The sequence below is a fragment of the Yaniella halotolerans DSM 15476 genome, assembly GCF_000420805.1.
Taxonomy (GTDB): domain Bacteria; phylum Actinomycetota; class Actinomycetes; order Actinomycetales; family Micrococcaceae; genus Yaniella; species Yaniella halotolerans.
The window spans coordinates 216,314-240,039 of record NZ_ATVQ01000003.1 but is presented as its reverse complement, the minus strand read 5'-3'; the positions used below and the strand labels follow the sequence as shown (position 1 = coordinate 240,039).

Genomic DNA, 23,726 nt, shown 5'->3' with positions numbered 1-23,726 from the left:
GATATTATTTAGCCACTGGAGCGTTAACATCAGCTGGCAGGGCTGCCTTTGCCATCTTGACCAGCGCGGAGAATGTAGCTGCGTCAGAGACTGCAATTTCAGCAAGCATACGGCGATCCAATTCGATTTCAGCCAGTTTCAGACCCTGGATGAAACGGTTGTAGGTCATGCCGTTGGCACGTGCGGCAGCGTTAATACGGGTGATCCACAGGCGGCGGAAATCGCCTTTACGCTTGCGGCGGTGCTGATAGTTGTATACGTACGAGTGCAGAAGCTGCTCGTGTGCTTTACGGTACAGACGTGACCGCTGACCACGGTAACCCTTGGCGCGCTCCATGATTGTGCGGCGCTTCTTCTTTGCGTTAATCGAACGTTTGACACGTGCCATGCGTTCTACTCCTTAGTGTGTTCTCCCAAACGGGGAGGAAAGCTGTTGGTTTATTACCTGAATAACGGTGAACTAGATGCCGAGCATGCGGCGAATACGAGCCACATCGCTCTTCGCCAGAGGTACATCTGGTTTGAGGCGACGCTTATAGCTCGATGGCTTGTGCTCGAGGTAGTGACGGCGATTCGCACGTTCGCGCATCAGCTTTCCCGACCCGGTGACGCGGAAGCGCTTACGGGCACCATTATGAGTTTTCATTTTCGGCATTGTGGCCGCTCCTTCTTTTCGTTCGCTGGCTTCCGCTTGAAACCAGTTTCAGCCTTATACATAAGACCCTGTATCCCAACACCGGCCTCGGTGCTGGTAAATCTGTCGACCGGTCGAACGGTCTAGGCTACTGCACCTGGCTTTGGACCATCATCAGATGGCTTGGCTGCCTGTTGTTTCAGTTCCTCTGGCATCGCATCCGCAATCGAATTTTTCGGCTCGGCTTGATCCGCCTGCTGTTCACGTTCGCGACGTGCTGCAGCTGCCGCACGGTCACGACGGGATCCGCCACCTTGACGTGGCTTATGCGCTCCGCCTTTGCCCTTCGGAGTCTGAGCTCCCCTGTGCGGGCCAACGACCATGACCATATTTCGGCCATCTTGACGTGGCCTGGATTCTACTTCGCCAAATTCAGCCACATCTTCCGCGAAGTCCTCGAGTAGATGCACACCAAATTCCGGGCGCTGCTGTTCACGGCCGCGGAATTGGATCATGGCTTTGACTTTGTCACCAGCCTTCAAGAATTTTTGGGCTTGCCCAACTTTGGTCTGGTAGTCGTGATCTTCAATCTTCAAACGGAAGCGTACTTCCTTCAGCTGTGTAGTTGCTTGGTTTCGGCGGGACTGACGGGCCTTAACTGCAGCCTCATACTTCCACTTACCGAAGTCCATCAATTTGGCAACAGGTGGTTTCGCTTTCGGGGCTACTTCCACCAGGTCTAATTCAGCTTCAACGGCCAGCCGTAACGCATCTTCGATGCGCACGATTCCGACCTGTTCGCCCTCAGGGCCAACTAACCGGACCTCGGGCACGCGAATGCGTTCGTTTACTCTTGGCTGCTCGCTAATGAGATATCTCCTTGCATTGATGGGTGACGGTAGTCGCCAACTCCCAATGGCAGACTGCCACGGCAAGGCATAAAAAATGCCTCCCCGTGAAGACAGTGGAGGCTCAAAGTTCACCAGACGTGTTTGCTGAACTTCCTCAAATGCGCCTAAGGGCGTACATTTGGCTTACCCGATAACTAGATTGAGAATCCGTCGGCAGGTGGGAGGCGCCCTCCACTTGTCATACTTCTGACCAGTTTAGCAGCGTCCCCCAGTGAAAACAATTCGCGCTGGAGTACTCTCAGCACGAAAAATACGCAGATCTGCAATTTGTGACCTGAACATATGCCAAGCTTGGACCTATGACTGAACCACATAATCACGCACAAGAAGGCGTACACGAATTTGGCCTCAACGACGTTGAGAGCCAAGTTCGAGAAATTCACGAGGTTCCTGCAGCTGAGGTCATCTCCACCACTGCTGTTCACCTCATGACTGCCGCGGCCATTAAAGTTGGTCTGGGTGATATGCCCAATGCTCGCGAACATATTGACCTCGATGAAGCACGCAAACTCATTACCGCCCTAGCCGGCCTGATTGTTGCCGGCGCCCCAGATATGGGATCAGCACACGCAGCACCACTTCGCGATGGGTTGCGGTCGCTCCAGCTGGCGTTCCGCGAAGAGTCGATCGTGCCAGATCCACCCGGGCAAGGCCCCGGCGAAAAATACACTGGTGCCGTCAACTAAAGACTATTTCGACTCCGGCGTTGAACAAGATGTGTGTTCAGCGCCGGAGTAAACAGTGTCACCAGCACGGCACCCCCTGAGATCAACAGCGCTAAGGCAGCCAGCACGTCACCGATCTGAAAGTACGTGAAAGACACGATAACCGCGAGTACTTCCGCCACTACCAGCGCCCCTCGCGGCCACGCTCTTCCCTGGTATACGCCTCTTGCAGCCGCCAGCAGCCAAACTGCCCCCAAGACAAACAAAAAGATCAAAAAGATCATTGCCGAGGGCGGTAGTTCTTGCGAAGCGGGGTCTACAATCGTCAATATGGCGTTGACGATCAAAGCGATGGCTTGACCAACCACCACCGCGACGACAAACAACACGACCCGTGATGGACGTGTGCTTTGCGGGGTTTTTTGCATGAAGTTACTCCGTGATAAAAACTGGAATGTCCAACGATTGAACGTATGGTCTAAGCGTAGTCGCCCATACGCTTCAGAGTGTGATCGTGGCATCACCCAAAGGCGACAGTGACGTCAATGTGATTAACGACTCGCGGATTTGCCAATATTTCTTTAAAAAACTCTTGAACAGGTGCACACTCCGTGAAAAGCTGGTTCATAACACATTAACGAAGATCAGTACTCACTTTGTCATGGGTGCATAAAGCGTCGATGCGATAGGGCCGAACGTTTTCGAGTTACTGATGAGTACACACTTTTTATTGACGCTGACACAGCGTTTTCTTAGGGAGCGATCAGTATGGATTGGCGCAGTCGCGCAGCCTGCCTTGAAAAGGACCCGGAACTCTTCTTTCCGGTAGGTAACACCGGACCTGCATTACTGCAGATCGAAGAAGCCAAGGCAATTTGCCGTACCTGTCCAGTGCAAGAAGTTTGTTTGCAGTGGGCTATCGATACAGGCCAGGATTCAGGAGTCTGGGGCGGCATGAGCGAAGACGAACGTCGTGCATTGAAACGCCGTAAAGCTCGTGCACGTCGCGCCTCCTAGCAAAACTCTTCAACCGACTGATGGTGTTGCACAAGCTGTGCGACACCATCAGTGTTTAATGGTCCAGTGGGATCAGCACCGTGGCACGAGTCCCCGCAACCCCAGCGGCATTGCGGCGCTCGCGCTGCCACGATATTGTGCCGCGAAGGTCTGATTCGACCAGTGTTCGAATAATCTGCGTGCCGAGGCCGCTACCAATGGAATACATGGCTTCCGGCGCGCCATTGATTCCCTCGTCGACTACTTCTACTTTGAGGTACGGGTGAGCTTGTCCTAATGGTTGATACCGTTTCACCAACAGTTGGATATTGCCCCCCGCGACATCAGTGCCGTGTTCAACAGCATTGGTCGCCAATTCATTAACCACTAGCGCCAGCGGTGTTGCTAGCTGTCCTGGCAGTTCCCCGAAACTGCCGTCGATGGTTGTGGTCAATGGCCTGGACTCGGCAGCGATATCAACGGCCATCGTGAATTGCTTGTTTAGGAGATCGTCCATGTCCACGGTGGAATCCATAGTTTGAGAGAGCGTCTCGTGGACCAGTGCGATAGCATCCACACGTGACATCGCTTGGAGCAATGCATGCCGGGCACCATCAGACTGCATTCGGCGTGATTGCATCCGCAATAGCGAACCGACAGTTTGCAGGTTGTTTTTGACCCGGTGGTGGATTTCGCGAATCGTCGCGTCTTTACTTATCAACTGTTCATCACGACGACGAATTTCTGTGATGTCGCGTAGCAGTACCAATGCAGCGAAGCGTGTTCCGTCCTGGTCGATCAGTGGAATCGACCGAGCTGATAGGACAATTTTTCGAGTTTCGATATCGACCCGCGCAGATTGCCTTCCGAATAACACCGACGGCATTGCCTCATTAATCGGCATGCCTTGATCCAGTTCATTTGTGACCAAACGCGATAGCTGCCGTCCGTCCATCGATTCACGAATGCCAAGTTTCCGAAACGCTGAGGTTGCATTCGGAGACGCATAAATAACCAGGCCGTATGCATCGATGCGCACAAGCCCGTCACCTACCCGTGGGTTTCCGTGACTTGTCGATGAAGCTTTGGAATCTTCCGCAGGCCAAACACCATTTGCCATCATCACAAAAAGGTCATTTGCCGACTTGCGGTAAATTTCTTCCAGTCGCGAGGCATGCCGCTGAGAGACCAGATTTTGATGCACTGTGACCACCGCGATGGTTTCGTCTTGCCACACTACAGGCCAGGCAGCGATGCCCGGTGGCCCATAAGGATACTCGTCACTGGCGAGCACAGGTTGCCCGTGGGTATACACGTGTTTTAGCAGCGGCTGTAGATTCGCCGGTGGTCCGGAACCTGTCATATCCTGTGGCAGGCTGGTCTGCGCTGTCACCGGGCGAGCCTGGGCATGGGCAAGATAGGAATCGTTGCTGGGGTACCACAGGACAATATCGCAGAATGACAGATCGGCCGCGATCTGCCATTCAGAGATGATGAGTTCCAGCCGTGGCCGGTACCGTTCAGCGATCAAAGACCCGGGAGACGAGGTGTACATATATGTAGCGTAACCTCGTCGCCCGGGTCTGACCACGGTATGTCGTACTTACAGGATCAGCGTGCGCAGCCGACGGAGAACGACGGTCAGCATCGACAGGTCGGTATCTCCTTTACTGTGAGCTTGCTCTTGGAGTTGTTCTTCGACCCCATTCAGGAAGGTCCGGACGCGAGCTACACGCCGTGCGTGATCTGCTTCCCAGTGCTTGATAGCTTCCTGTGCGTCCATCTCTTCGTTGCCCTCGGTCAGGACAACAGCGCCTGTGAGTTCAGTCAACCAGCTGTAGAGATCTTCACGCATCGAGACACGAGATAGCGAATCCCACCGTGTGTGACGTGACAGGCCCGTGATGAGTTCAAGGAGGTTACTGACGCCGAACTCCTCGTGCAGCGCGAAGAATACACCGGCCACGCGTGGGGCGTTGACGTCAATAGACTCAGACAACTCGACAATATCCAACAGCGAATATGCCTCAAAGATTCTGGCGCTTCTGGCGGCCAGGTCTTGGGAGAATCCGGCTGTAATGAGCCGGTCGCGATCATATTCGAAACGCTTCTTCGTTTCACCGATAAACATGTTCGTCAAGGTAGGCAGCAGTGCTTGCACCGGATCTTGATACGCTGCAATTCGCTGTTCCATGGGAAGATCTGCGCGCTGGTGGTGAATGATCCACCGGGTAAGACGGTCGCTCAGACGCCGTAGTCCATAGCCGGCTTCCCAGCGCACATCAGCGTCCAAGGAGTTTGGAAGCGCTTCCAGCTCGCGACGATACTCGTTGATCAGATAAATCTCTTGAGCCGCCAAGAACGACTCAACCACTGTTCGAACATCGGCTCCCGTTTCTTCCTGGGCACGGAACACTGCGGTAATACCGCCGGTATCGATCACGTGATTAGCTACCAGCATGGCAATAATCTCATGTGCCAGAGGGTGACGAAGTATCGTGTCACCGGCTCGCTGCCGGAGTGTTTCGGGGAAATAGGCGTACAACCAGTCGTTGAACCACGCATCTTCAACCAGAGGAGAATCCAGCAGGTCCTGCATCAACTGAATCTTGGTGTAGGACGCGAGGACCGCCAGTTCGGGAGTGACGAACCCTTGGCCCTCATTGAGCCGCTTTCGAAGTTCTTCTTCACTCGGGATGGCCTCTTGCTCACGGACCAGTCCAGCATGTTCCTCAAGCCAAGCGGTGTGGCGAATCAGCGTTGGAGTCCAGTCGTCTTCGAGCCCTTCCTCCAACCGGAGAAGCGCATTTTGCGCGACGTTAGTGGCTAATACGAGATCCGCAACCTCACTGGTCATAGACAGCAGAAGGTCAGCACGCTCATCATAGCTAATGACGCCTTCAGCCAGCATGGTATCAATGAGAATTTTTATATTGACTTCATGATCGGAGGCATCCACACCACCGGAGTTGTCGATAGCGTCCATATTGATAAGCACGCCATGACGGGCCGCTTCGACTCGTCCTGCCTGAGTGGCACCGAGGTTGCCTCCCTCGCCGACGACTTTGGCTTGAATCTGGGCGCCGTCGATGCGAATCGCGTCGTTAGCGCGGTCCCCTACGTCGTCGTGGGTTTCGTCCGATGCTTTGATGTACGTCCCGATACCACCGTTGTAGATCAGGTCCACGGGTGCTTGCAGTACCGCCTTGAGCAGTTCATTAGGAGTCATTTCTTTGACGTCGCCACGGATACCAAAGACCTGTTGCATTTGCTCAGTGATTGGCACGGATCGAGCTGTGCGGTCAAAGACCCCTCCCCCGTCCGAGATGAGGTCGGGGTCGTAATCCCGCCAGGTTGAACGCGACTTGAAGTAGAGCCGTTCGCGCTCTTCAAAAGCGACTTCGGGGTCGGGGTTTGGGTCGATGAAGATGTGTAGATGGTTGAACGCGGCAACAAGTTTGGTATGCCGTGAACGGCGCATACCGTTACCGAAGACATCACCGGACATATCGCCAATACCAACTACTGTGAAGGGTTCGCTCTCCACGTCTACGCCCATCGTGCCGAAGTGTGACTTCACGGATTCGAATGCACCACGAGCGGTAATCCCCATTTCTTTATGGTCATATCCCACAGAACCGCCGGAAGCATACGCATCGCCCAACCAGTGATCGTATTCGGCCGCGATCTCATTCGCCGTATCTGAAAATCCTGCGGTGCCTTTGTCCGCAGCCACGACCAGGTAGGTGTCAATATCGTCGTACCGGATGATGTTGTCCCGGGTATACACGATGCGTTCGCCATCAACAGTTTTTTGGTTATCGGTGATGTCGAGCATGCCCCGCATGAAGGTCCGATAGGCTTCGCGCCCCGCTTCCATCCAAGCGTTACGGTCGACGGCTGGATCAGGCAATTGGTGAGCGTAGAAACCGCCTTTGGCACCCTGGGGCACAATGACGGCGTTTTTCGTTTGCTGTGTTTGTACGAGCGAGAGCACTTCGGTGCGGAAGTCTTCGCGTCGATCGGACCAACGCAGTCCACCTCGTGCAATAGCACCAAAGCGGAAGTGGACGCCAGATATCTCTGGTGAGTGGACCCAGATCTCATGAAGGGGCTGAGGGTGTGGTGCAAACGGAATACGCTGCGGCGCCAATTTGAAGCTGTGCCAACCGTGTCCGGTATATACGTTGGTGCGGTCGGTGGCTTGCATGACAGTCAAGAACTGGCGGAGCAGCCGATCGGCGTCGAGTGTGGCGACTTGATCGATTCGTTCCTGGAGCGAGTCAACGATTGTGTCGAGTTTTTCAAGACGCTCTGCTGAGGCCTGTCCTTCAGGTTCTGTTCCAAGCCCGTCGATCTTTGGATCGAATCGGGTCTCGAAGTATTCGACCAACCCTGCGGTAACCGCTGGGTTGGCTAACAGAACTTCTGCCATGAACTGCAGGGAGTTCGGCACTTGGAGTTGCCGCAGATACTGACCGTAAGCGCGTAGGACAGCTACAAGATTGGGAGCAAGGCCCTGGTGCAAGACCAGTTTATTGAAAGAATCTGCCGCAATATCTCCCACGAGGGCGGCTGCTACAGTGTCTTCAAGCAGTTTGCCCACGCTACTGATATTCACGTCATCGCCGGCTAATAGTCCAACGTCATAGAGATGATAGGTATCTCGATTTCGCGGAGTAATACGGAATGGGTACTCGTCAGTTACATCAACCCCGAGTTCCCCAAGAATCGGCATCAACGTGGTCAGGGTGATCGACTCGGTAGAATAGATTTTCATCCGAACGCCGGATTTACCCGGCACGAGGTAAATTGCTGGCCGCTGGCCTTCTAACGCGGTAAAACGTGAAATATCTTCCATCGCGTCGTCAATACCGAAACGAACCCGATAGTTGGGTGGGAAGGCTTCATCCCACACCTGTGCTGCTTCAATTCCCGAATTCTCGCCAAAAACTGTAACCGCTTGAATGTCTACGCCCTCTTTCCAAGAGCGCACGGCCATCACCAGTTCCTCTTCAATGGCGCTGCGGTCGACCGTATCGTAGCCTTGCCAATCTTGTGGTAACTGAATGCGGTAGAACACCCGTGCCAGTACTGATTCATCGAGGTGCACGCTATAGTCCAAAGATTCTGCATTGAGGTGCTGGACCAGAACCTCTTGAATCCGCAGTCGGACCGACGTGTTGTACCGATCACGGGGCAAAAATACCATGGCGGTCATGAAGCGACCGTAAATATCGGGACGTAGAAAGAGCCTGGTTTTGCGGCGCTGCCCGAGCCCAAGGATGCCCAACATGGTGTCCAAGATTTCCCTGGGTTCCATTTGCAGCATCTCATCGAGTGGGTAACGGTCCAATTCGTGATCTAATGCTGCGGCCGAGTGCGAGTCAAAAGCGAAGCCAGCTTCTTCACGTACCTGCGACGCCAAATCTCTCGCGTAGGGCACCTGATCGATCGGAAGCGCTTCAAGCGTGGGGCGCCACAGGCCGATGAAACGTCGTTCCCCAACCACGGTGCCGTGCTCGTCGTATTTTTTCGCTGCAATGAAATCCATGTAGGCATTGCGATAGACCCGAGACCGCGAGTTCGTCTTCGTGATGATCAGCGGATTGGGGTTATCGATCTGTTGTTGCCCCAGCTCTGTGAGGGGGCGTGCAGTAGAAGTCTGTTCTCGAAGCACCCCCAGTCCGGTCTCACGGTTGGCATCCAGGTATTGCTTGCCATCACCGTTTGTCGCCAGATCGTATTCGCGGTAGCCAAGAAATACGAAATTGTCGGCGTGCATCCATTCCAACAATTCGGCTGCGGGTTCTACTTGCCTAGCTGTATTCGGGGCCTCGGCGCGAAGAGCTTCAGCTGTTTGGGTAGCGGCTTTTTTGAGCAACACGAAGTCTTCGTTGGCCCAACGCACATCTGCTAACGCTGCTTTAACTGCCGTTTCCAGGTTGGCAGCCTGGTCTGCGTCTAACGGAACACCTGTCTGAATCGATATCCAGGACTGCAGCTCAGAATGATATCCCTCAGGAGCAGCCGGGATGTGTTCCAGCGGCATGACGGCATCACCTGACAGTCTTGGCTGATGCGCTGGCAATTCAAAGATTGCTGATAGCCGCTGATCCTTTTGAGTGTGTTGCGCAACCACAATTGGGTGAACAATCACTGACATCGGCACGTCAAGCTTATTGAGCTCCGCGGATACAGAGTCCACGAGAAACCGAATATCTGGATGCACGACTTGCACCACTGCATGCCGTGGTTGTCTCACGATGCCTATTGTGGGCTCGCCACGAGCTTCAACCGCCAGCTCCAAGTGCGATTGAACCATGGCTTTGCGCCCCTCTTCACCCAGCTGACGTTGGTCCTCCGGGGAAGTGTGCCGGAAATAGACTTCCATGAGTTCGTCGGTGGCTTGGAGCTGATTGTCTGCGGACGGCGCTGTCCACAACGGATCATTTGCGGGCATTATGCATCTTTCTGTTGGACGAAAAAATACGTACGGGCGGCGCCATTGCCGCCACACCACACATTAGCTCCTCGAGCTGATCAGACAACAGGGTTGAACAACACGAGGCACTTCTCGAAGGATCACCGACTCCGTACGAGGCGCTCTTTGAAAGTAGAAACAGCACGACGTAAGCGTGCAGTTTTCACCTTTTCGCCCGGTTGGTTGGTGGAAGACAACGGAGTAACCGCAGGGGCGCAGGCCCGCATAAGCTTTCGAATCCCATTGCGCAGTTCGGATTTCGGAGCAGATTCGGCCAGCGTTCTACCCGTCAACAAGGCAGCAGCTACAACTTCTGGCGCCCAAGGAATAAAATGGTCTAACGCATCGGAAGGTCCAAAACGTTCCCAGACCCCGGTAAGCTGATGTTTTGGCCCAACTCCTGTTGTCATCGCGGTGACTTTATTCATGACGGGCACGATCTGCGTTTGCGCGGTTTCTCTGAGAAGTTCTAAACCTTTCATGAAGCGTGCAAAACCTACGGGATCTCCAGTGCCCACGGCTATAACTGTGTCGGCAGTGCGCACAGCTGTCACCGTTGTAGCGTTTCGCTGCGGAGCGGGGATATCGAAACTGAGCTCTTCGTCTTCTTCTAGTCCAAAACCACAGTCGATGATCACTTGGTCCCAGCCCGCACGTGCCGCCTGTAACATTTCTGTCCATGCCGCTGCACGCAACTGTGGCCAACGTTCAGCTCGAGTCAGCCCCGTGATGACATCGACATGGGTACCGCCAACTGTGACATGTTGCGCAAACTTGGCCAGCGAAGATGCGTCGATACCATGGTGTTCCGCTGCACGACATGCTTGCGCAATAGCCGCTGTGTCATCCAGTAACCCAAGATGGACTGCAACCGCAGCACCGTACGTATCAGCATCGATAAGCAACGTTTTGTGGCCGGCTAAAGCTGATTCCACGGCAAGGTTTACAGCGATGGTGGTGACCCCTGGAGCACCTATCGGCCCCCACACCGCCGTCACATTACCCAAGGGTGCCCGCTGAGATTCAACCACAGCCTCTTCTACCGGCAGTGGATGATCATTGGGGACTTCGTCCTGCTGCTCGCTTCCCGGGTCCATAGGAAGGACGGGTGCATCGTCGGCTGCTGTTTGACCAGAGTCATCAGTACGTTGGTTCGGCAGCGAGGCTGCCTGGAGATCTAGTGCAGGATCATAGGGTGCAGCTCTGCGCCCCCTGCGCCCGGTCGTATGAGATTGTTTAATATCTTCGGGAACACTTTGTGCATCCAGACTCACGTCCTCAAGGAAGCGTAAGTCATCTGAGCTGAGCTCTGCCGATGGCTCTACCGCCCCAACTGACCTATGAACTTCTTGGATCCATTGCACAAGTTCGGTGCCAGGCAAATCCGGAGAGGTCACGGGAATCCCTAAAGCGCTGAGACGTTGCCTGTCTTCGGGGATATCGCTAATCGCGGCTACTTTAGGGCCGTAACCGTCTCCGTCTGCCAATTGCTGCAAGGTCTCCAAACTGACCATTTCAAGGTCATTTGCAACCAACACAACATCTACTAGTCCGGACCGAGCTACCGCCATAAGCTCTGCGATCACGTGGCAACGGTTACTAATGGTTACCGCTGAACGGGTTGCTTCGATCGGCGTAACATGGTCAAATCGCGGATTGATAGTTGTCGCAACATTCAGTGTTTGCATAAGGCGCTACTTACCGGTCGTTGGGACAAGCGAGATCTGGGCCCCATTAGCTTGCGCATCAAGCACAGTCGGCAAAGCTTCCTCCGAAAGCATCAGATAAACCGTAGTCGTTTCTGCCGCTGCAAAGGCCGATGAGTTATCGTTGATGCCGACCACTTCGGCATTACTAATGAGTTTCGTTGGTTCCTCAAAGCCCCGCCCATCAGCGCTCGCCAGTGCGACCCATGCGTCGGCTCGCGCACCAATTGAAACTGCTGAAGGCATATCTTTTGAAACCCTGACACCAACTTGTTGACGTCCGTCTGGGTCAGCCTCCGCAACATCTTGGACAGGCAACATTTCACCCTGCCTGATCGTAGATGAAACTAGAAATTTTGAAGGTAGTTGTTGATCTGCTACCCAATAGCGATCTGATGACTCAGACATACTGGCTTGCACGATATGAAAGTCTTCAGCACTAACTTCAGCCCCAGGGACGATATCCACGGAAGCGGCCCAGTAACCCTGCCGGGAGTCCATAGTTTGGATGAGTGCAACGACGCCCGTGACAGAAAGCAATACAAGAATAATGCCGATGATGAGTCTCGGATCCCGCCAGCCAGGAGTCCGAATACGCGACGCTTCTACTGGTTTTTCGTTCATGTGTTATTCCTCGGTGTGAGTTTCCAGGATCCACTGTGGCGTATTGCACGCAAGAACGAAAGGCTTCATTTACCCAGTCACACTAAACATTCCAAAAAACCGCGAGATCACCATGGTTATGCATCTGGACTCACTTGTGAACAATATCTATCTAGAGTATTCTAAGGACAGTAAAATTCATCAAGTTTCTAGATAAACAGGAGCTGCAATGCCACGTTTCCTAACCCTTACGGATGTTGCAGAAGAACTCCAGATTTCGACTGCTGCCGTTCGCACCATGGTGCTCAAAGGCGAACTCGAAGCCTTTCAGATCGGCGGGAGAGGCCAATGGCGCGTTGACACTCAAAAATTCGAAGATTTTATCGAGCACCTGCACAAAGAGCAGCGCCAGCGAGTCGTCGAGACAGACCATCAGCGCGACAACCAGCAGCAGTAATTCGAACCCACCGGCAGCTCATAATTCATTGAGGCCCATGGGCGACGCGCGAACTAGCAAGACAGCCTCAAACGGTATAACCCGCATGCCCCGCACAGAAGTAGCACGCCTAAATTCATCACGCGCATGCATCGCTACATCAAAATGATCCTTACCCACCCGGTCGATCGTGCCCTCTGCAACGATTTCGCCATGTCTCCCCAAGACTTGCAGAACTTCACGGCGACGACCGAGTGCCCGATAGATTGATGCCAAGCTCGGCCCTGCCTGCAATGGTCGCGACGGCACAGTGGCGCGTTGAAGAGGACCCTCAACTCCCAAAATAGCGTCACGACTAAAAAGCACTGCGCCTGACTCTGCAATGCCCCCAACCCACGTGGGACCGACGGAACGCAACACAAGCGACTGCACGCGACCATCCAGCAACACAACGCGGATCTGTTGCCCCAGTGCGCCTCGCAATCTATCCATTAGAGATAGTTCGGCCCACATCCCCCTGGTCATCTCCGCAGCATCTTGTTCCACTGCTTCCCATTGCCCGAACTCTAACTGGGCTTCCAAATCGGCAAAGAGGTCATTCCAACGCATGGCACCACAATAAAGCCACCGGAGCAGTATTACAGTATTTGAGCACCTCTCAGGCCTAGCCTCGTGAGCATCATCGAAACCCGCATCGAAAAAGACCGAATCGAAGCTTGCATCATCAAAGATACGTAAACGAATTCAAAATTAGTCATTGACATTCAAATAATGTGTGTGCAAAGCTACATCTATCGTTTGTAGCAATTTTGATCCAGGGAGAAAGCATGCGGCAGCATAGCGCGACACCTCGACAGCATTCAGTACAGTTTGAAGATATAGTGCTTCTGATCCTGGGGCTCATCGCCGGTCCATTGCTGTGGTGGATGAGCCAAGCATGGCGTCAAAACCCTGCAGCATCTTCCGTCGAAACGATGGAGTATTGGATCGCACTATTATGTGGATGCTTGGGCATCGGTCTCTGTGCGATGTGGGGGATCTTCATTCTTGCAGGACTCGGTCTGGTCATTGCCACAAAGACTCGAAACAGAGTCCTCACATACTGGTCGAAGCTATTCACTCCGAAATTCTTACAAAGAATTATCATCGCTGTTCTCGGGATCCAACTCACTTTAGGTTCACAGGCTTACGCAGCTGAAGAGGCTCCTGCGGAATTCACAGAAGTAGCTTCTGCAACCGGTCATAACCCGTTCATGCCAGAACTTGCAGAAATACCAGCTACAGCCGATTCTGACGAAAGCTCATCGCCCACTGCATCAGTCACAAACGACAACGATCCACCTTCGGAATCACCGACCGCCTATCAAACTTCCGACAATCGGGCTAAAACGGAACCATTAGGCGTCCCACCTCAACCTCGCCAGACGAGTCAGATCAAAGAAGAGGTTGTTCCTGAGACCGCGGTAAGTCCGGAGGGTGAACAGAGTCCCGTCAGTCCTACTCCACGTCAAACCACCACGATTCCTGTCCCACAAGAGCCGGAGATTAACGCCATTGAGCAGGACACCACAAGACCTGGTCTGACCAAGACCTATACGCCCAAAAAACCAGCGCCTTCGCCGTATATTGCGGCTCCGAATCCTGATCGTAGTCCCGAAGGTCCCACGCTAGTAATACAAACTGGTGACAGCCTGTGGGATATAGCCCATCAAGAATTGGGGGCCGGTGCAACACTTGCAGAGATCGACCAACGCTGGCGCCAATGGTGGCAGCACAATGAGGACGTGATTGGGAAAGATCCCCACGACCTCTCCCCCGGAAGCATATTAGAAGCCCCACCTTTCACTCACTAAATCGCTCAGCACCTTCACACGAAATGAGGAACACCAATGTCAACTGCACTGCCCGAACCCCTGCACCTAGATCCAGAAGACACGAATGGTTCTGAGACAACTCGCCATTTACGCTCCGTCGCTGATGAGAAGCTGGCCATTACTCAAGTGTCTCGCCCCGACGTTGCTACGATTCAGACCCCCAAGCTTGCTTTACCTCTGACCAATCCTGCAGATGAATACGCTCCTCAACCACTACATCGCTCACCCCACACACAGCCAAATGTGGTTCCGATACATAAACCAGCCGCGACAAAAATTGCTGATCGTTGGCAACTAGAGCAGCGCGAGGCAATCAAGAGGATGACGCAAACAATAGGCGCCGCCTTCGTTGAAGCCGAACTTGGACTACGGCCATTCATACAGCTCAGTTCCTGGATCGAAATGGAACTGTTCCAGAAACTGCGTGCTCGTGTAGAACGTACTGTCAGCGGCAATTACCTTGTAGCGCAGTGCAACGAACCGGGGGTTACGTCAGTCCCCGCAATTACTCCGATAGGAATTCGTGCTGATGCGCGCGAAAATGGTGACTGGGAAACCTCCATGACGATTCGCGTCGGTCAGCGTGCCCGGGCAGTTGCCATGCGCCTGAGTCTGCGCCGGGAGCGCTGGAAAGTAACCGCGTTCGAAATTGGTTAGGAGGTCTTCCGAGCTTTCTTCGCTGCCTTGCGTGCCGCACGTTCTTCCGCTTTTCGCTCATCCCGAGACTTTTGCGGCTGCTCAACCTTCTGGCCATCCGCCGCACGAGTCTGGGTAACAGCGTCACCCGGTGCTGAAGCGGACGGGCCTGAATACTGCAGCGGCTGCTGTTGCTGATTTCCAAAGTTTGCGATCTTCGAAAAGTCACCGGCCACGCCAGGTAACGAAGAACCAGCTTTGACTTCAGGTTTCCGGAATTTGACGTTGAACAGTTTGTAGACTGCATCTTCACGCACCGCTTGCATCATCGATTGGAACATCGTGTGCCCTTCACGTTGGTATTCGACCAACGGATCACGTTGCGCCATGGCACGCAGTCCAACACCCTCGCGGAGGTAGTCCATCTCATAGAGATGCTCTTGCCACTTTTGGCCAATGGATTCCAGCAGTACACGACGTTCTAGGTCGCGCATCAATTCTTCGCCGAATTCCTCTTCACGAAGTCCGTAAAGCACCTTGGCATCGGAGACGAACTCTCGTTTGAGTTCTTCAGGCTTGACCCTCGAAAGCGAGCCAAATTCTTCTTCCATATCTTCTTGCGTGAGCGATACAGGATACAGTCCACGCAGATTCTGCCAAAGCTGATCTGCATCAAGTTCTTCATTCTTGTCGAGCTGATATGCATCATCGACGACGTCTGAGACAGACTCTTCGATAAACTCCACGATCCTGCTTTGCAGGTCTTCACCCTCTAGGATCTGGATTCGATCATTGTAGATTGCTTCACGCTGAGAGTTCATGACCTGGTCGTATTTCAGGACGTCTTTCCGCTGCTGCGTATTTCGCTCCTCAACGGTAGCCTGAGCGCGTTCGATCGCTTTAGTTACCATTTTGGCTTCAAGCGGCATATCGTCTGGGAAGTTACTCATGCCCATAACGCGTTGTGCCATGCCAGCGTTGAAGAGTCGCAGCAGATCATCGGTCATCGACAGGTAGAACCGCGATTCGCCTGGATCACCCTGACGGCCCGAACGACCACGGAGCTGATTGTCGATACGACGTGATTCGTGACGCTCTGTACCTAGGACATAGAGCCCGCCACTTTCTTTTACGGCCTCTCGTTCATGCTCAGTATCCGCTTGAGCTTGAGCAAAGACTTCGGACCAAACCTTTTCGTATTCCTCGGAGTTCTCTTCAGGGTCGAGGCCACGGCGGTTCATTTCCGCAACAGCTGCGAACTCCGCGTTACCACCGAGAATAATGTCCGTACCGCGACCGGCCATGTTTGTCGCCACGGTCACCGCACCTGGTCGACCCGCGTCTGCAATGATGGCAGCTTCACGGGCATAGTTTTTTGCGTTCAGAACTTCGTGCCGGATGCCTTCTTTAGCCAGCAGTTTCGAAACATATTCAGATTTTTCCACTGAGGTCGTACCGATGAGTACCGGCTGTTTATTCTTATGACGTTCTGCCACGTCTTCGATTACTGCCGCAAACTTGGCTTTTTCGTGTTTGTACACCAGGTCTTGTCGGTCGACACGCTGAACGTCTTTGTGGGTTGGGATGGGTACAACCCCGAGTTCATATGTGGACATGAATTCTGCAGCTTCGGTCTCTGCCGTACCGGTCATGCCCGAAAGTTTCGTGTATTTTCGGAAGTAGTTCTGCAGGGTTACAGAAGCTAGCGTTTGGTTTTCTGCATGAACCTTGACTTTTTCCTTGGCCTCGATCGCCTGGTGCAGACCATCAGAGAGTCGACGACCGGGCAACATGCGTCCGGTGTGTTCGTCAACGATACGGATTTCGCCGTCGATAAGTTCGTATTCTTTTCCACGCTGGAAGAGCTCTTTGGCGCGGATTGCATTGTTCAAGTGCCCAATAAGTGGCGTATTGGCAGATTCGTACAGGTTATCAATGCCTAACCAGTCTTCTACCTTGTCAATGCCGTGTTCTAGCACGGACACGGTGCGCTTCTTTTCATCGATTTCATAATCGGTGTCGCGCTTGAGTCGTGGTGCAAGTTTGGCAAACTGCGAGTACCAACCCGATACGTCACCTTGCGCTGGTCCGGAAATAATCAGTGGGGTACGGGCTTCGTCAATGAGGATCGAGTCGATCTCGTCCACGATGGCGAAACCGTGACCGCGTTGCACCATGTCATTTTTCGACATGACCATGTTGTCGCGCAGGTAGTCGAACCCAAACTCGTTGTTGGTTCCGTAGGTAATGTCGGCATCGTATTGTGCTTTGCGCTGGGAAGGTGGGAGTCCGGAGGAAATCACACCAGTTTCCATGCCGAGGAACCGGAAAATACGACCCATGAGTTCAGACTGATACTCAGCAAGGTAGTCGTTCACTGTCACAATATGCACGGCTTCGCCGGACAACGCATTGAGGTACGCCGGTGCAGTAGCAACCAGGGTCTTACCTTCACCGGTTTTCATCTCGGCGATCCTACCTTCGTGGAGCGCTGCACCACCCATGACCTGGACGTCGAAGTGGCGTAGCCCAACGGTCCGAGAGGCGGCCTCGCGAACAGCCCCAAAGGCTTCAGGAAGTAACGAATCGAGACTGACTCCATCGGCGATTTGCTGTTTGAACGAGTCCGTTTCGGCACGTAGTTCAGCGTCGGAGAGTGCGGCGAAGTCATCTTCTACCATGTTCACGGCGTCTGCGTATTGCCACAACCGTTTCAGCGTTCGCTTCTCACCGGTTCGCAAAATCCGTTCAATAAATGATGCCACGTGTCTTATTCTCCCGAAATCTTCGACTCTTGGCGGGGTTACCGCACACTCTTGACAGTCTACGTCGCAAGTCTGTGCACTTGCCAAACTGAAGTGTCTTCACATACATGATGCCCCACCGTTGCCGATGGGGCATCATATTTTAGCACTGAGCTTTAGGCTTCTGCTTGACGATAATCGCGTACCGTCTCAGATTCTTCCTCGCCCATGGCGATCACACCGTAGGACCAGCCACGGCGTCGGTATGCAACGGATGGTAGTTCTGACTCTTCATCGATAAAGAGGTAGAAATCGTGACCCACCAGCTCCATGTTGTCAATGGCATCGTCGAGAGTCATTTTCTGGGTTGGGAAAACTTTCTGACGAATCGTAACCGGAATATCACCGTTTTGTTCCAGCCGTTCTTGTTCTGCCTGTTCTTGAGCTTCGGCAGCTTGCTGCTCAAGTACTTCCTCAACCAGCGAGACATCGGAAGGTACCGGAGCAAAGTTTTGTGTCAGTTCTTGCACTGATGGACGACGACGACCGCTCTTTGCACGTTCACGGAGACGACGAAGTCGCTCTTGCAATCGAGCAAACGCGTGGTCAAATGCTATCTGCTTATCATTGTCATTCGCTTCGGAACGGACGACGTTACGAGGTGAATGCAGGGTAAGTTCTGCGGTAACTAAACCAGAAGCCCCGGTGTGTGATTCGCGGGAAACAAGTTTGACCTCCAGACGCTGTGCTTGTTCGGTCAATGACGAGATCTTGTCGAATTTCTCTTCAACATAAGTACGGAAGTCGTCCGTAAGATCTGTATCGCGGGCCAGGTAATTGATGTCTAAAGCCATCAAATCCTCCTCGTAGTACTTAGTGCAATAAAGTCAGCGGTGAAACAACTCGTGATCCGCTTTGCTTCACCGCCTACGCTGGGTCATCCCCATGGTACCTGTTGGATGCCTGGAGGATAAGTTTTGGTGCTACGATCTACGACATTTCATTGAATATTGATTTGTTCGACGCTTCACGTGACTAATTGCGTGGCGTCACGGTTGATACCACGACCGCTCCGACGACATCAAAACCATCAGATTCCAACGTTCTCGTCGCTGCGGCTAGCGTAGCTCCGGTAGTCAGGACGTCATCCACGAGTATGACTGGTTCTGCAGGGCGACGATATCGCAACGCCACCCGGAATTTCTTACGAGAGCTATCACGTCGGGACTGTGCTCCGGTACCCGCATGTGATGACCGGCTCAAGAGGTGCCACCGAGTTTTTAGAGTAGCACCGTCATACAGCAACATCGGCGGGATTGTTCTGGGCAGCATTGCGTCAACCGGGTTATACCCCCGCTTGCGCATACTTGCTCCAGAAGCCGGAATGGGCATGAGCCGATAGTACGGATAACCCATGGTCTCTGCGGCGTGCTGCAGTGTTCGGTAGACGATCGGCCGTAAAAAACCAGCGGCTTTGATCCGTTGGTGATCTTTGAAACGGAGCAGCAACTTGGACATTTCAGGGGTGTAATAGGAGGAGGCAAACACCGGTAAGGCCAAACCGGTCACCATGTTGAGTGGCAGAGCGTCCGCAAAGTCTTGAGCTTGTATCACCTGGGCATGTTGATCTTTCAGCAACTGCGTACAGCGGGAGCATAGCTGATGTTGGACGGCATCATCCCAAGCACACAACACACACGGATTGGGGATCACCAGGTTCGACATGCCTCGCCATGCAATGGCAATCTGCTTAGCGGTAGGTGAGGTGGCCAAGGCATCGACGATCTGCAAAAGTGAGTGCATATCTGCAGTATGTCGAACACCTCGAAGCGCCAGAGTGCGTGTTGGCACTTGTGTGGATATTACCCCGGGTACGACAGTTCTGTGGGTGCTTCCGGTTGTGCTCGCCAGTTATTACCGACTCGAAGATACACGTTGTCTTCAGTTTCAGCGTAGACATTGCCTGCACCGGTAGAAAAATTCACCATACCCAGCATGGGCTTGAAATTGACTGACGGGCCGCTGAAGCCCAACAGTTCCAGTTCTACACGATCACGGTTGGAGACGCGTCCCGCGAGCACTTCTGCAGTCGAATACCATTCCACGGAATTAGGCGGTTCATCGGCTTGGAGTTTGAATGTATTCCCCAAGGCTTGGGGCTGGCCCTGCTCGTCACGGATCAGACCAGCGAGATACAGTTCCGCGGGCTCATCGTCAGGTTTGACGACGATGGCTGCGCGAGTGCCTTCGGGAGAGATGCTTAGCGAAGTGATTTCAACATCCTGTCCGGCCCAGGGATGGGTGATCTCTAAGACTTGTCCGGTGCGAGTAGTTTTCGCCGCAATAATCTTGTTACCGTCAGTTGCCGAAAAAACCCAGTCGTGGACATCCATAGATGGTGCGATGAGGTCGCTGCCGGTGGCAATTTCATAAGACTGCGTCGTGTCGTTGGCCGCATAGAGGGTCTCTCGATCGGCGTCAACAAAGGCTGCCGTATCCCGCTGCCGGTTCATCGTGGGATCAGTGGGTTCCAAATTCGCCACGTTTGGGAAACCGTCCATAGTACTGGTCGAATTTGCCTCATAGGCGACCAGTTGTTGGGTCTCAGGGTGCACGCCAATTTGGGTGTTGCCGGTGGTGACGGTGCTATCGGCTGGGGTGAATTCCGCGGGTGCTTCATCGAGGTCAATCACGGAGCGTTCGCGGGTCATCGAAACGTCTGAGACCCCGGGGTACCGCTCCAGCGCAAGCTCCAGTTGTTGTTGCATACGGTGTCGCGTGAGTTCTGAGGTGTCGGCGAATGTCTCGTCTGTGAGATCTACCTGGGCCGTCGAGGTCGAGATCGGCACGATATCGCGGAACAGCTCCGCGTCCTGGTCAAAGGCGGAAACGACGGCGCCGTCAAGGTAATCTGCGGGGCCCTCAAGGAGCGCCTGGACAATGCTGGCGGTTTGATCTGAGGTGTTGAGCATCCACCGAACATCAGGCACCGCATACGTGTAGGTTGGATCGTAGAAGTAGAGCGTTTGGGTATTGAATAGCGCTCGGAACTGTGCCGAATCGAGGCTAATCCCGTCGGGCAGCTCGTCAATACGCCACTGACCGTCTACCTGCACCAGACTAAATTCAAAGTTTTGCGTCGCGCCGTCATCGGTCAGTTCCAAGACACCGGCTTCGTCTAATGTCCCAACGGAGGATAGCTCAACGCTGTACTCGTCGCCCTCATTGGCATCTACGATTGGGCGTCCGGTGTAAATGGTGGTCTTGGCGGTGGGATCCCAAGTCTCTGCGGCTTCATCGGTCAGGAATTCACGGGCCGTGGAGAACTCTCCCTGAATACCGGTGGCAGCCAAAATAAAACCGTTGATCACCGACGTCGGCGTAGCATCCTGTGCAGGTCCCGCGGGGTTAAACGTGTAGGCCACATTCTGATCCACATTGGCCTGCTGATCTGATTCACCGATTTGACCGGATTGTGGGATGTTGGCACATCCGACAACCATCGCCGAGGTAGCTAAACCAGCAATGACGAGTCGGAACAGACGAATCAATCTCATGATTGCTCGTCTCTGGGTTGGTAGAGGTGTTGTTCGGTGATCCGGTTAAAGACGGCGGACTGGGAGGCTGCATCATCAGGATCTACGGCGTCGACATCGCGCGGGGCAATACGTTTAGCGCGGTCGTATTCCGGCGGCAACTGTAGGGGTGAAGAGCCTGACACGACGGTGCCAGATATTCTCGGCAGTGTCACACGGAATGCAGCACCCTGTGAAGGTCTGCCCCAGGCGTCGATACTGCCGTTGTGCAGACGGGTGTCTTCCACGGCGATAGCCAAGCCAAGACCTGATCCGCCGGTGGTCCTGGTCCGCGCCGGGTCTGCACGCCAGAAACGGTCGAAGACGTGCTCCAGGTGCGCTTCGGTCATTCCCATGCCGTGGTCGCGAACCACGATCGACACCGAGGTGTCGTCACCTTCGAGTATGACGTCAACGGGTTGTGACTCTCCGTGCTCGATGGCGTTATTGACCAGGTTGCGCAAGATCCGCTCGATCCGACGTGAGTCGACTTCGGCGGTGAATGAGTCGCCCTTGGCCACAATCGACAGCAGCGAACCGGTCTCATCGGCCAGTGGCTGTGCGGTCAAGGCAACGTCGGCAACAAGGTGCAGCAGATCCGTTTTCTCCAACGAAACTTCAGCTGCGCCGGCGTCAAACCGCGAGATCTCTAAAAGGTCTGCCAATAGCGCTTGGAACCGTTCGACTTGGTGGTGCATGAGTTCCGTGGAACGCCGCAGCACCGGGTCCAATTCATTGCGCGATTCATAGAGCACCTCGGACGCCATGCGAACCGTAGTCAACGGGGTGCGCAGTTCGTGGGAGACATCAGATACGAAACGCTGCTGGATCTGTGACAGGTCTGCCAGCTGTGTAATTTGGTCTTGGATATTGTCAGCCATCTTATTGAACGACTCGGACAAGGATCCGATCTCGTCGGTGCGTTTGACGTCCATTCGCACTGAGAGGTCGCCCGATGACAACCATTCTGCGGTTTGTGCAGCCTGTTGGATGGGCTTACCAACCGAACGCGTCACCCACAGTGCGATACCGATGTTGATCACCAGTAGACCGACACCGGCCACAAGCAGGACGTTCATCAGATAATCGATCGTGGCCTGCACATCGGAAAGGTCATAAATAAAGTACAACGCATAGTAACCGCCAGGTGGCAGGACCACCTGGGTACCAAAAGCCAAGCCGGGCTGCGTTGATCCAGCGTCAGGTAACGAAATCGATTGATAGTAGATGCCGCTGCCCGAGGAGACCTGCTGCGCCAGGTCATCGGTAATGAGTTGCTCTGTGGCACCACCGGAGCTCATCGACCCGACATAGAGGTTGTCATCTTCTTCAAGGGGTACCAGCAAGAAGTCTCGTGCGAACGCTGTCTCATCGGTCGTCAGCTGACGCAGCGTGTCAGCAACCAGCGACGTGGTCGATTCTTCATCAGCGGTCGCTGCGTTCTCAAAGACCTGACGGGTTTGCTGCAGAGCATGATTGGCTTCTGCCTGGACCTGGTTGAAGCGTGATTGAAATAGCCCGTTGGTGATCTGCTGGGTCAAGAAAAACGCCAGAAATAACGAGCCGATGATGGTGGCTGCTGCCGCGATAACCGCAGTGCGCAACGACATCGACGAATCCCACTCACGAACAAACCGGCGGCGGGTTCGTTTAAACACGCTGAGCACCCGTTTTACCCACGATGATTTGGGTTCTTCGGGTGCTGGATCGGCGGGGATGACGACGTCGGTGGACATAGCTAGCCGGCTTTATATCCGACGCCACGCACGGTGAGAATCACCTCGGGGTTGTCAGGGTCTTTCTCAACCTTGGCACGCAACCGCTGGACGTGGACGTTGACTAAACGAGCATCTCCCTGGTGGCGATATCCCCAGATCTCTTCGAGGAGCTCTTCCCGTGTCAGAACCTGACCTGGGCGACGTGCCAATTCTACTAAGAGATCAAATTCCAGTGGAGTCAGACTCAAGGAAACGCCATCACGAGTCACTTCGTGGCCTGCAACATCGATGGTTAAATCCGAAATCTGGAGGGTTTCAGAATCCTTCGGGTCCGTTTCGCGTAGGCGAGCGCGTACTCGAGCCACCAGTTCTGCTGGTTTAAAAGGTTTCGGCACGTAGTCATCCGCACCCGCTTCAAGGCCGCGCACGACATCTGCGGTTTCAGACTTGGCGGTTAACATAACCACCGGTGTGTCAGACTCTCTGCGCAGTTCGCGCAGGATTTCGATACCGTCCTTGCCGGGCAACATTAGATCGAGCAGCACCAGATCAGGTCGCACACTGCGATACATGTCATTTGCTTGACTGCCGTCGTAACAAAAATAGGTTTCAAAACCATCGTTGTTCAAGACGATACCGATCATTTCGGCTAACGCTTCATCGTCGTCAACCACTAATACTTTGGTCTTCAACCGCATTCCTTCCAGCGCAACTCGCGTTCTCATTACCAGGGTAAAGCCTACC

Annotated in this window: 20 protein-coding genes; 5 read left to right on the top strand and 15 right to left on the bottom strand. The window is 53.8% G+C overall.

Annotated features, from left to right (window positions below; translation table 11 throughout):
- Positions 1 to 4 precede the first annotated feature (4 nt).
- The 3 genes from rplT to infC all read right to left on the bottom strand — a co-directional run bounded on the left by rplT (position 5) and on the right by infC (position 1,524).
- A complete protein-coding gene (rplT, locus tag G583_RS0110955) occupies positions 5 to 388 on the bottom strand; it encodes a 50S ribosomal protein L20 (RefSeq protein WP_022871224.1) in 384 nt (127 codons plus the stop codon).
- Positions 389 to 460: 72 nt separating this feature from the next.
- Positions 461 to 655, bottom strand: coding sequence for a 50S ribosomal protein L35 (gene rpmI / locus G583_RS0110950; RefSeq protein ID WP_029629501.1), 195 nt, complete (start codon positions 653 to 655; stop codon positions 461 to 463).
- Positions 656 to 777: 122 nt separating this feature from the next.
- A complete protein-coding gene (gene infC / locus G583_RS15720) occupies positions 778 to 1,524 on the bottom strand; it encodes a translation initiation factor IF-3 (RefSeq protein ID WP_245540625.1) in 747 nt (248 codons plus the stop codon).
- A gap of 320 nt (positions 1,525 to 1,844) precedes the next feature.
- On the opposite strand from infC, the gene G583_RS0110940 reads away from it, so the two are divergent.
- Positions 1,845 to 2,231, top strand: coding sequence for a DUF1844 domain-containing protein (locus tag G583_RS0110940; protein ID WP_022871223.1), 387 nt, complete (start codon positions 1,845 to 1,847; stop codon positions 2,229 to 2,231).
- Here the strand turns inward: G583_RS0110940 and G583_RS0110935 are convergent.
- Positions 2,228 to 2,638, bottom strand: a complete 411-nt coding sequence (locus G583_RS0110935; protein ID WP_022871222.1) for a hypothetical protein — start codon at positions 2,636 to 2,638, stop codon at positions 2,228 to 2,230. The genes G583_RS0110940 and G583_RS0110935 overlap by 4 nt on opposite strands.
- A gap of 340 nt (positions 2,639 to 2,978) precedes the next feature.
- On the opposite strand from G583_RS0110935, the gene G583_RS0110930 reads away from it, so the two are divergent.
- A complete protein-coding gene (locus tag G583_RS0110930; protein WP_022871221.1) occupies positions 2,979 to 3,227 on the top strand; it encodes a WhiB family transcriptional regulator in 249 nt (82 codons plus the stop codon).
- Positions 3,228 to 3,282: 55 nt separating this feature from the next.
- Here G583_RS0110930 and G583_RS15715 read toward each other — a convergent pair whose 3' ends face one another.
- From G583_RS15715 to G583_RS0110910, 4 genes are all read right to left on the bottom strand, one after another.
- On the bottom strand, positions 3,283 to 4,761 hold the full coding sequence (locus G583_RS15715; RefSeq protein ID WP_022871220.1) for a sensor histidine kinase: 1,479 nt from the start codon (positions 4,759 to 4,761) through the stop codon (positions 3,283 to 3,285).
- Positions 4,762 to 4,809: 48 nt separating this feature from the next.
- Positions 4,810 to 9,669, bottom strand: a complete 4,860-nt coding sequence (locus G583_RS0110920; protein WP_022871219.1) for an NAD-glutamate dehydrogenase — start codon at positions 9,667 to 9,669, stop codon at positions 4,810 to 4,812.
- 122 nt (positions 9,670 to 9,791) lie between these two features.
- Positions 9,792 to 11,378 (bottom strand): AAA family ATPase, encoded by a 1,587-nt coding sequence (locus G583_RS15710; protein ID WP_022871218.1) that lies wholly within the window; start codon positions 11,376 to 11,378, stop codon positions 9,792 to 9,794.
- A gap of 6 nt (positions 11,379 to 11,384) precedes the next feature.
- Positions 11,385 to 12,020, bottom strand: coding sequence for a hypothetical protein (locus G583_RS0110910; RefSeq protein WP_022871217.1), 636 nt, complete (start codon positions 12,018 to 12,020; stop codon positions 11,385 to 11,387).
- Between the two features lie 208 nt (positions 12,021 to 12,228).
- Between G583_RS0110910 and G583_RS0110905 the strand changes: the two genes are divergently transcribed.
- Positions 12,229 to 12,456 carry a helix-turn-helix domain-containing protein gene (locus G583_RS0110905; protein ID WP_022871216.1) on the top strand — a complete coding sequence of 76 codons (228 nt, stop codon included), beginning with the start codon at positions 12,229 to 12,231 and terminating at the stop codon, positions 12,454 to 12,456.
- A gap of 18 nt (positions 12,457 to 12,474) precedes the next feature.
- On the opposite strand, the gene G583_RS0110900 is transcribed toward G583_RS0110905, so the two are convergent.
- Positions 12,475 to 13,044, bottom strand: coding sequence for a hypothetical protein (locus G583_RS0110900; RefSeq protein WP_022871215.1), 570 nt, complete (start codon positions 13,042 to 13,044; stop codon positions 12,475 to 12,477).
- A 218-nt stretch (positions 13,045 to 13,262) separates the two neighbouring features.
- On the opposite strand from G583_RS0110900, the gene G583_RS16440 reads away from it, so the two are divergent.
- Both G583_RS16440 and G583_RS0110885 read left to right on the top strand, forming a co-directional pair.
- Positions 13,263 to 14,288 carry a LysM peptidoglycan-binding domain-containing protein gene (locus tag G583_RS16440; RefSeq protein ID WP_022871214.1) on the top strand — a complete coding sequence of 342 codons (1,026 nt, stop codon included), beginning with the start codon at positions 13,263 to 13,265 and terminating at the stop codon, positions 14,286 to 14,288.
- A 36-nt stretch (positions 14,289 to 14,324) separates the two neighbouring features.
- Complete coding sequence (locus tag G583_RS0110885) at positions 14,325 to 14,966, top strand: Rv3235 family protein (RefSeq protein WP_022871213.1); 642 nt, start codon at positions 14,325 to 14,327, stop codon at positions 14,964 to 14,966.
- On the opposite strand, the gene secA is transcribed toward G583_RS0110885, so the two are convergent.
- The 6 genes from secA to mtrA form a co-directional block, all read right to left on the bottom strand.
- Positions 14,963 to 17,710: a preprotein translocase subunit SecA gene (gene secA / locus G583_RS0110880; RefSeq protein ID WP_022871212.1), complete on the bottom strand. Its 2,748-nt coding sequence runs from the start codon at positions 17,708 to 17,710 to the stop codon at positions 14,963 to 14,965. The genes G583_RS0110885 and secA overlap by 4 nt on opposite strands.
- Positions 17,711 to 17,865: 155 nt before the next feature.
- Positions 17,866 to 18,543 (bottom strand): ribosome hibernation-promoting factor, HPF/YfiA family, encoded by a 678-nt coding sequence (hpf, locus tag G583_RS15695; RefSeq protein WP_022871211.1) that lies wholly within the window; start codon positions 18,541 to 18,543, stop codon positions 17,866 to 17,868.
- A gap of 181 nt (positions 18,544 to 18,724) precedes the next feature.
- Positions 18,725 to 19,492, bottom strand: coding sequence for a ComF family protein (locus G583_RS0110870; protein ID WP_022871210.1), 768 nt, complete (start codon positions 19,490 to 19,492; stop codon positions 18,725 to 18,727).
- A 59-nt stretch (positions 19,493 to 19,551) separates the two neighbouring features.
- Positions 19,552 to 21,246 (bottom strand): LpqB family beta-propeller domain-containing protein, encoded by a 1,695-nt coding sequence (locus G583_RS0110865; RefSeq protein WP_022871209.1) that lies wholly within the window; start codon positions 21,244 to 21,246, stop codon positions 19,552 to 19,554.
- Positions 21,243 to 23,000 (bottom strand): MtrAB system histidine kinase MtrB, encoded by a 1,758-nt coding sequence (gene mtrB, locus G583_RS15690; protein ID WP_022871208.1) that lies wholly within the window; start codon positions 22,998 to 23,000, stop codon positions 21,243 to 21,245. Before mtrB ends, G583_RS0110865 begins: the two co-directional genes overlap by 4 nt.
- Positions 23,001 to 23,002: 2 nt before the next feature.
- Positions 23,003 to 23,674, bottom strand: a complete 672-nt coding sequence (mtrA, locus tag G583_RS0110855; protein WP_022871207.1) for an MtrAB system response regulator MtrA — start codon at positions 23,672 to 23,674, stop codon at positions 23,003 to 23,005.
- Positions 23,675 to 23,726: the final 52 nt, after the last annotated feature.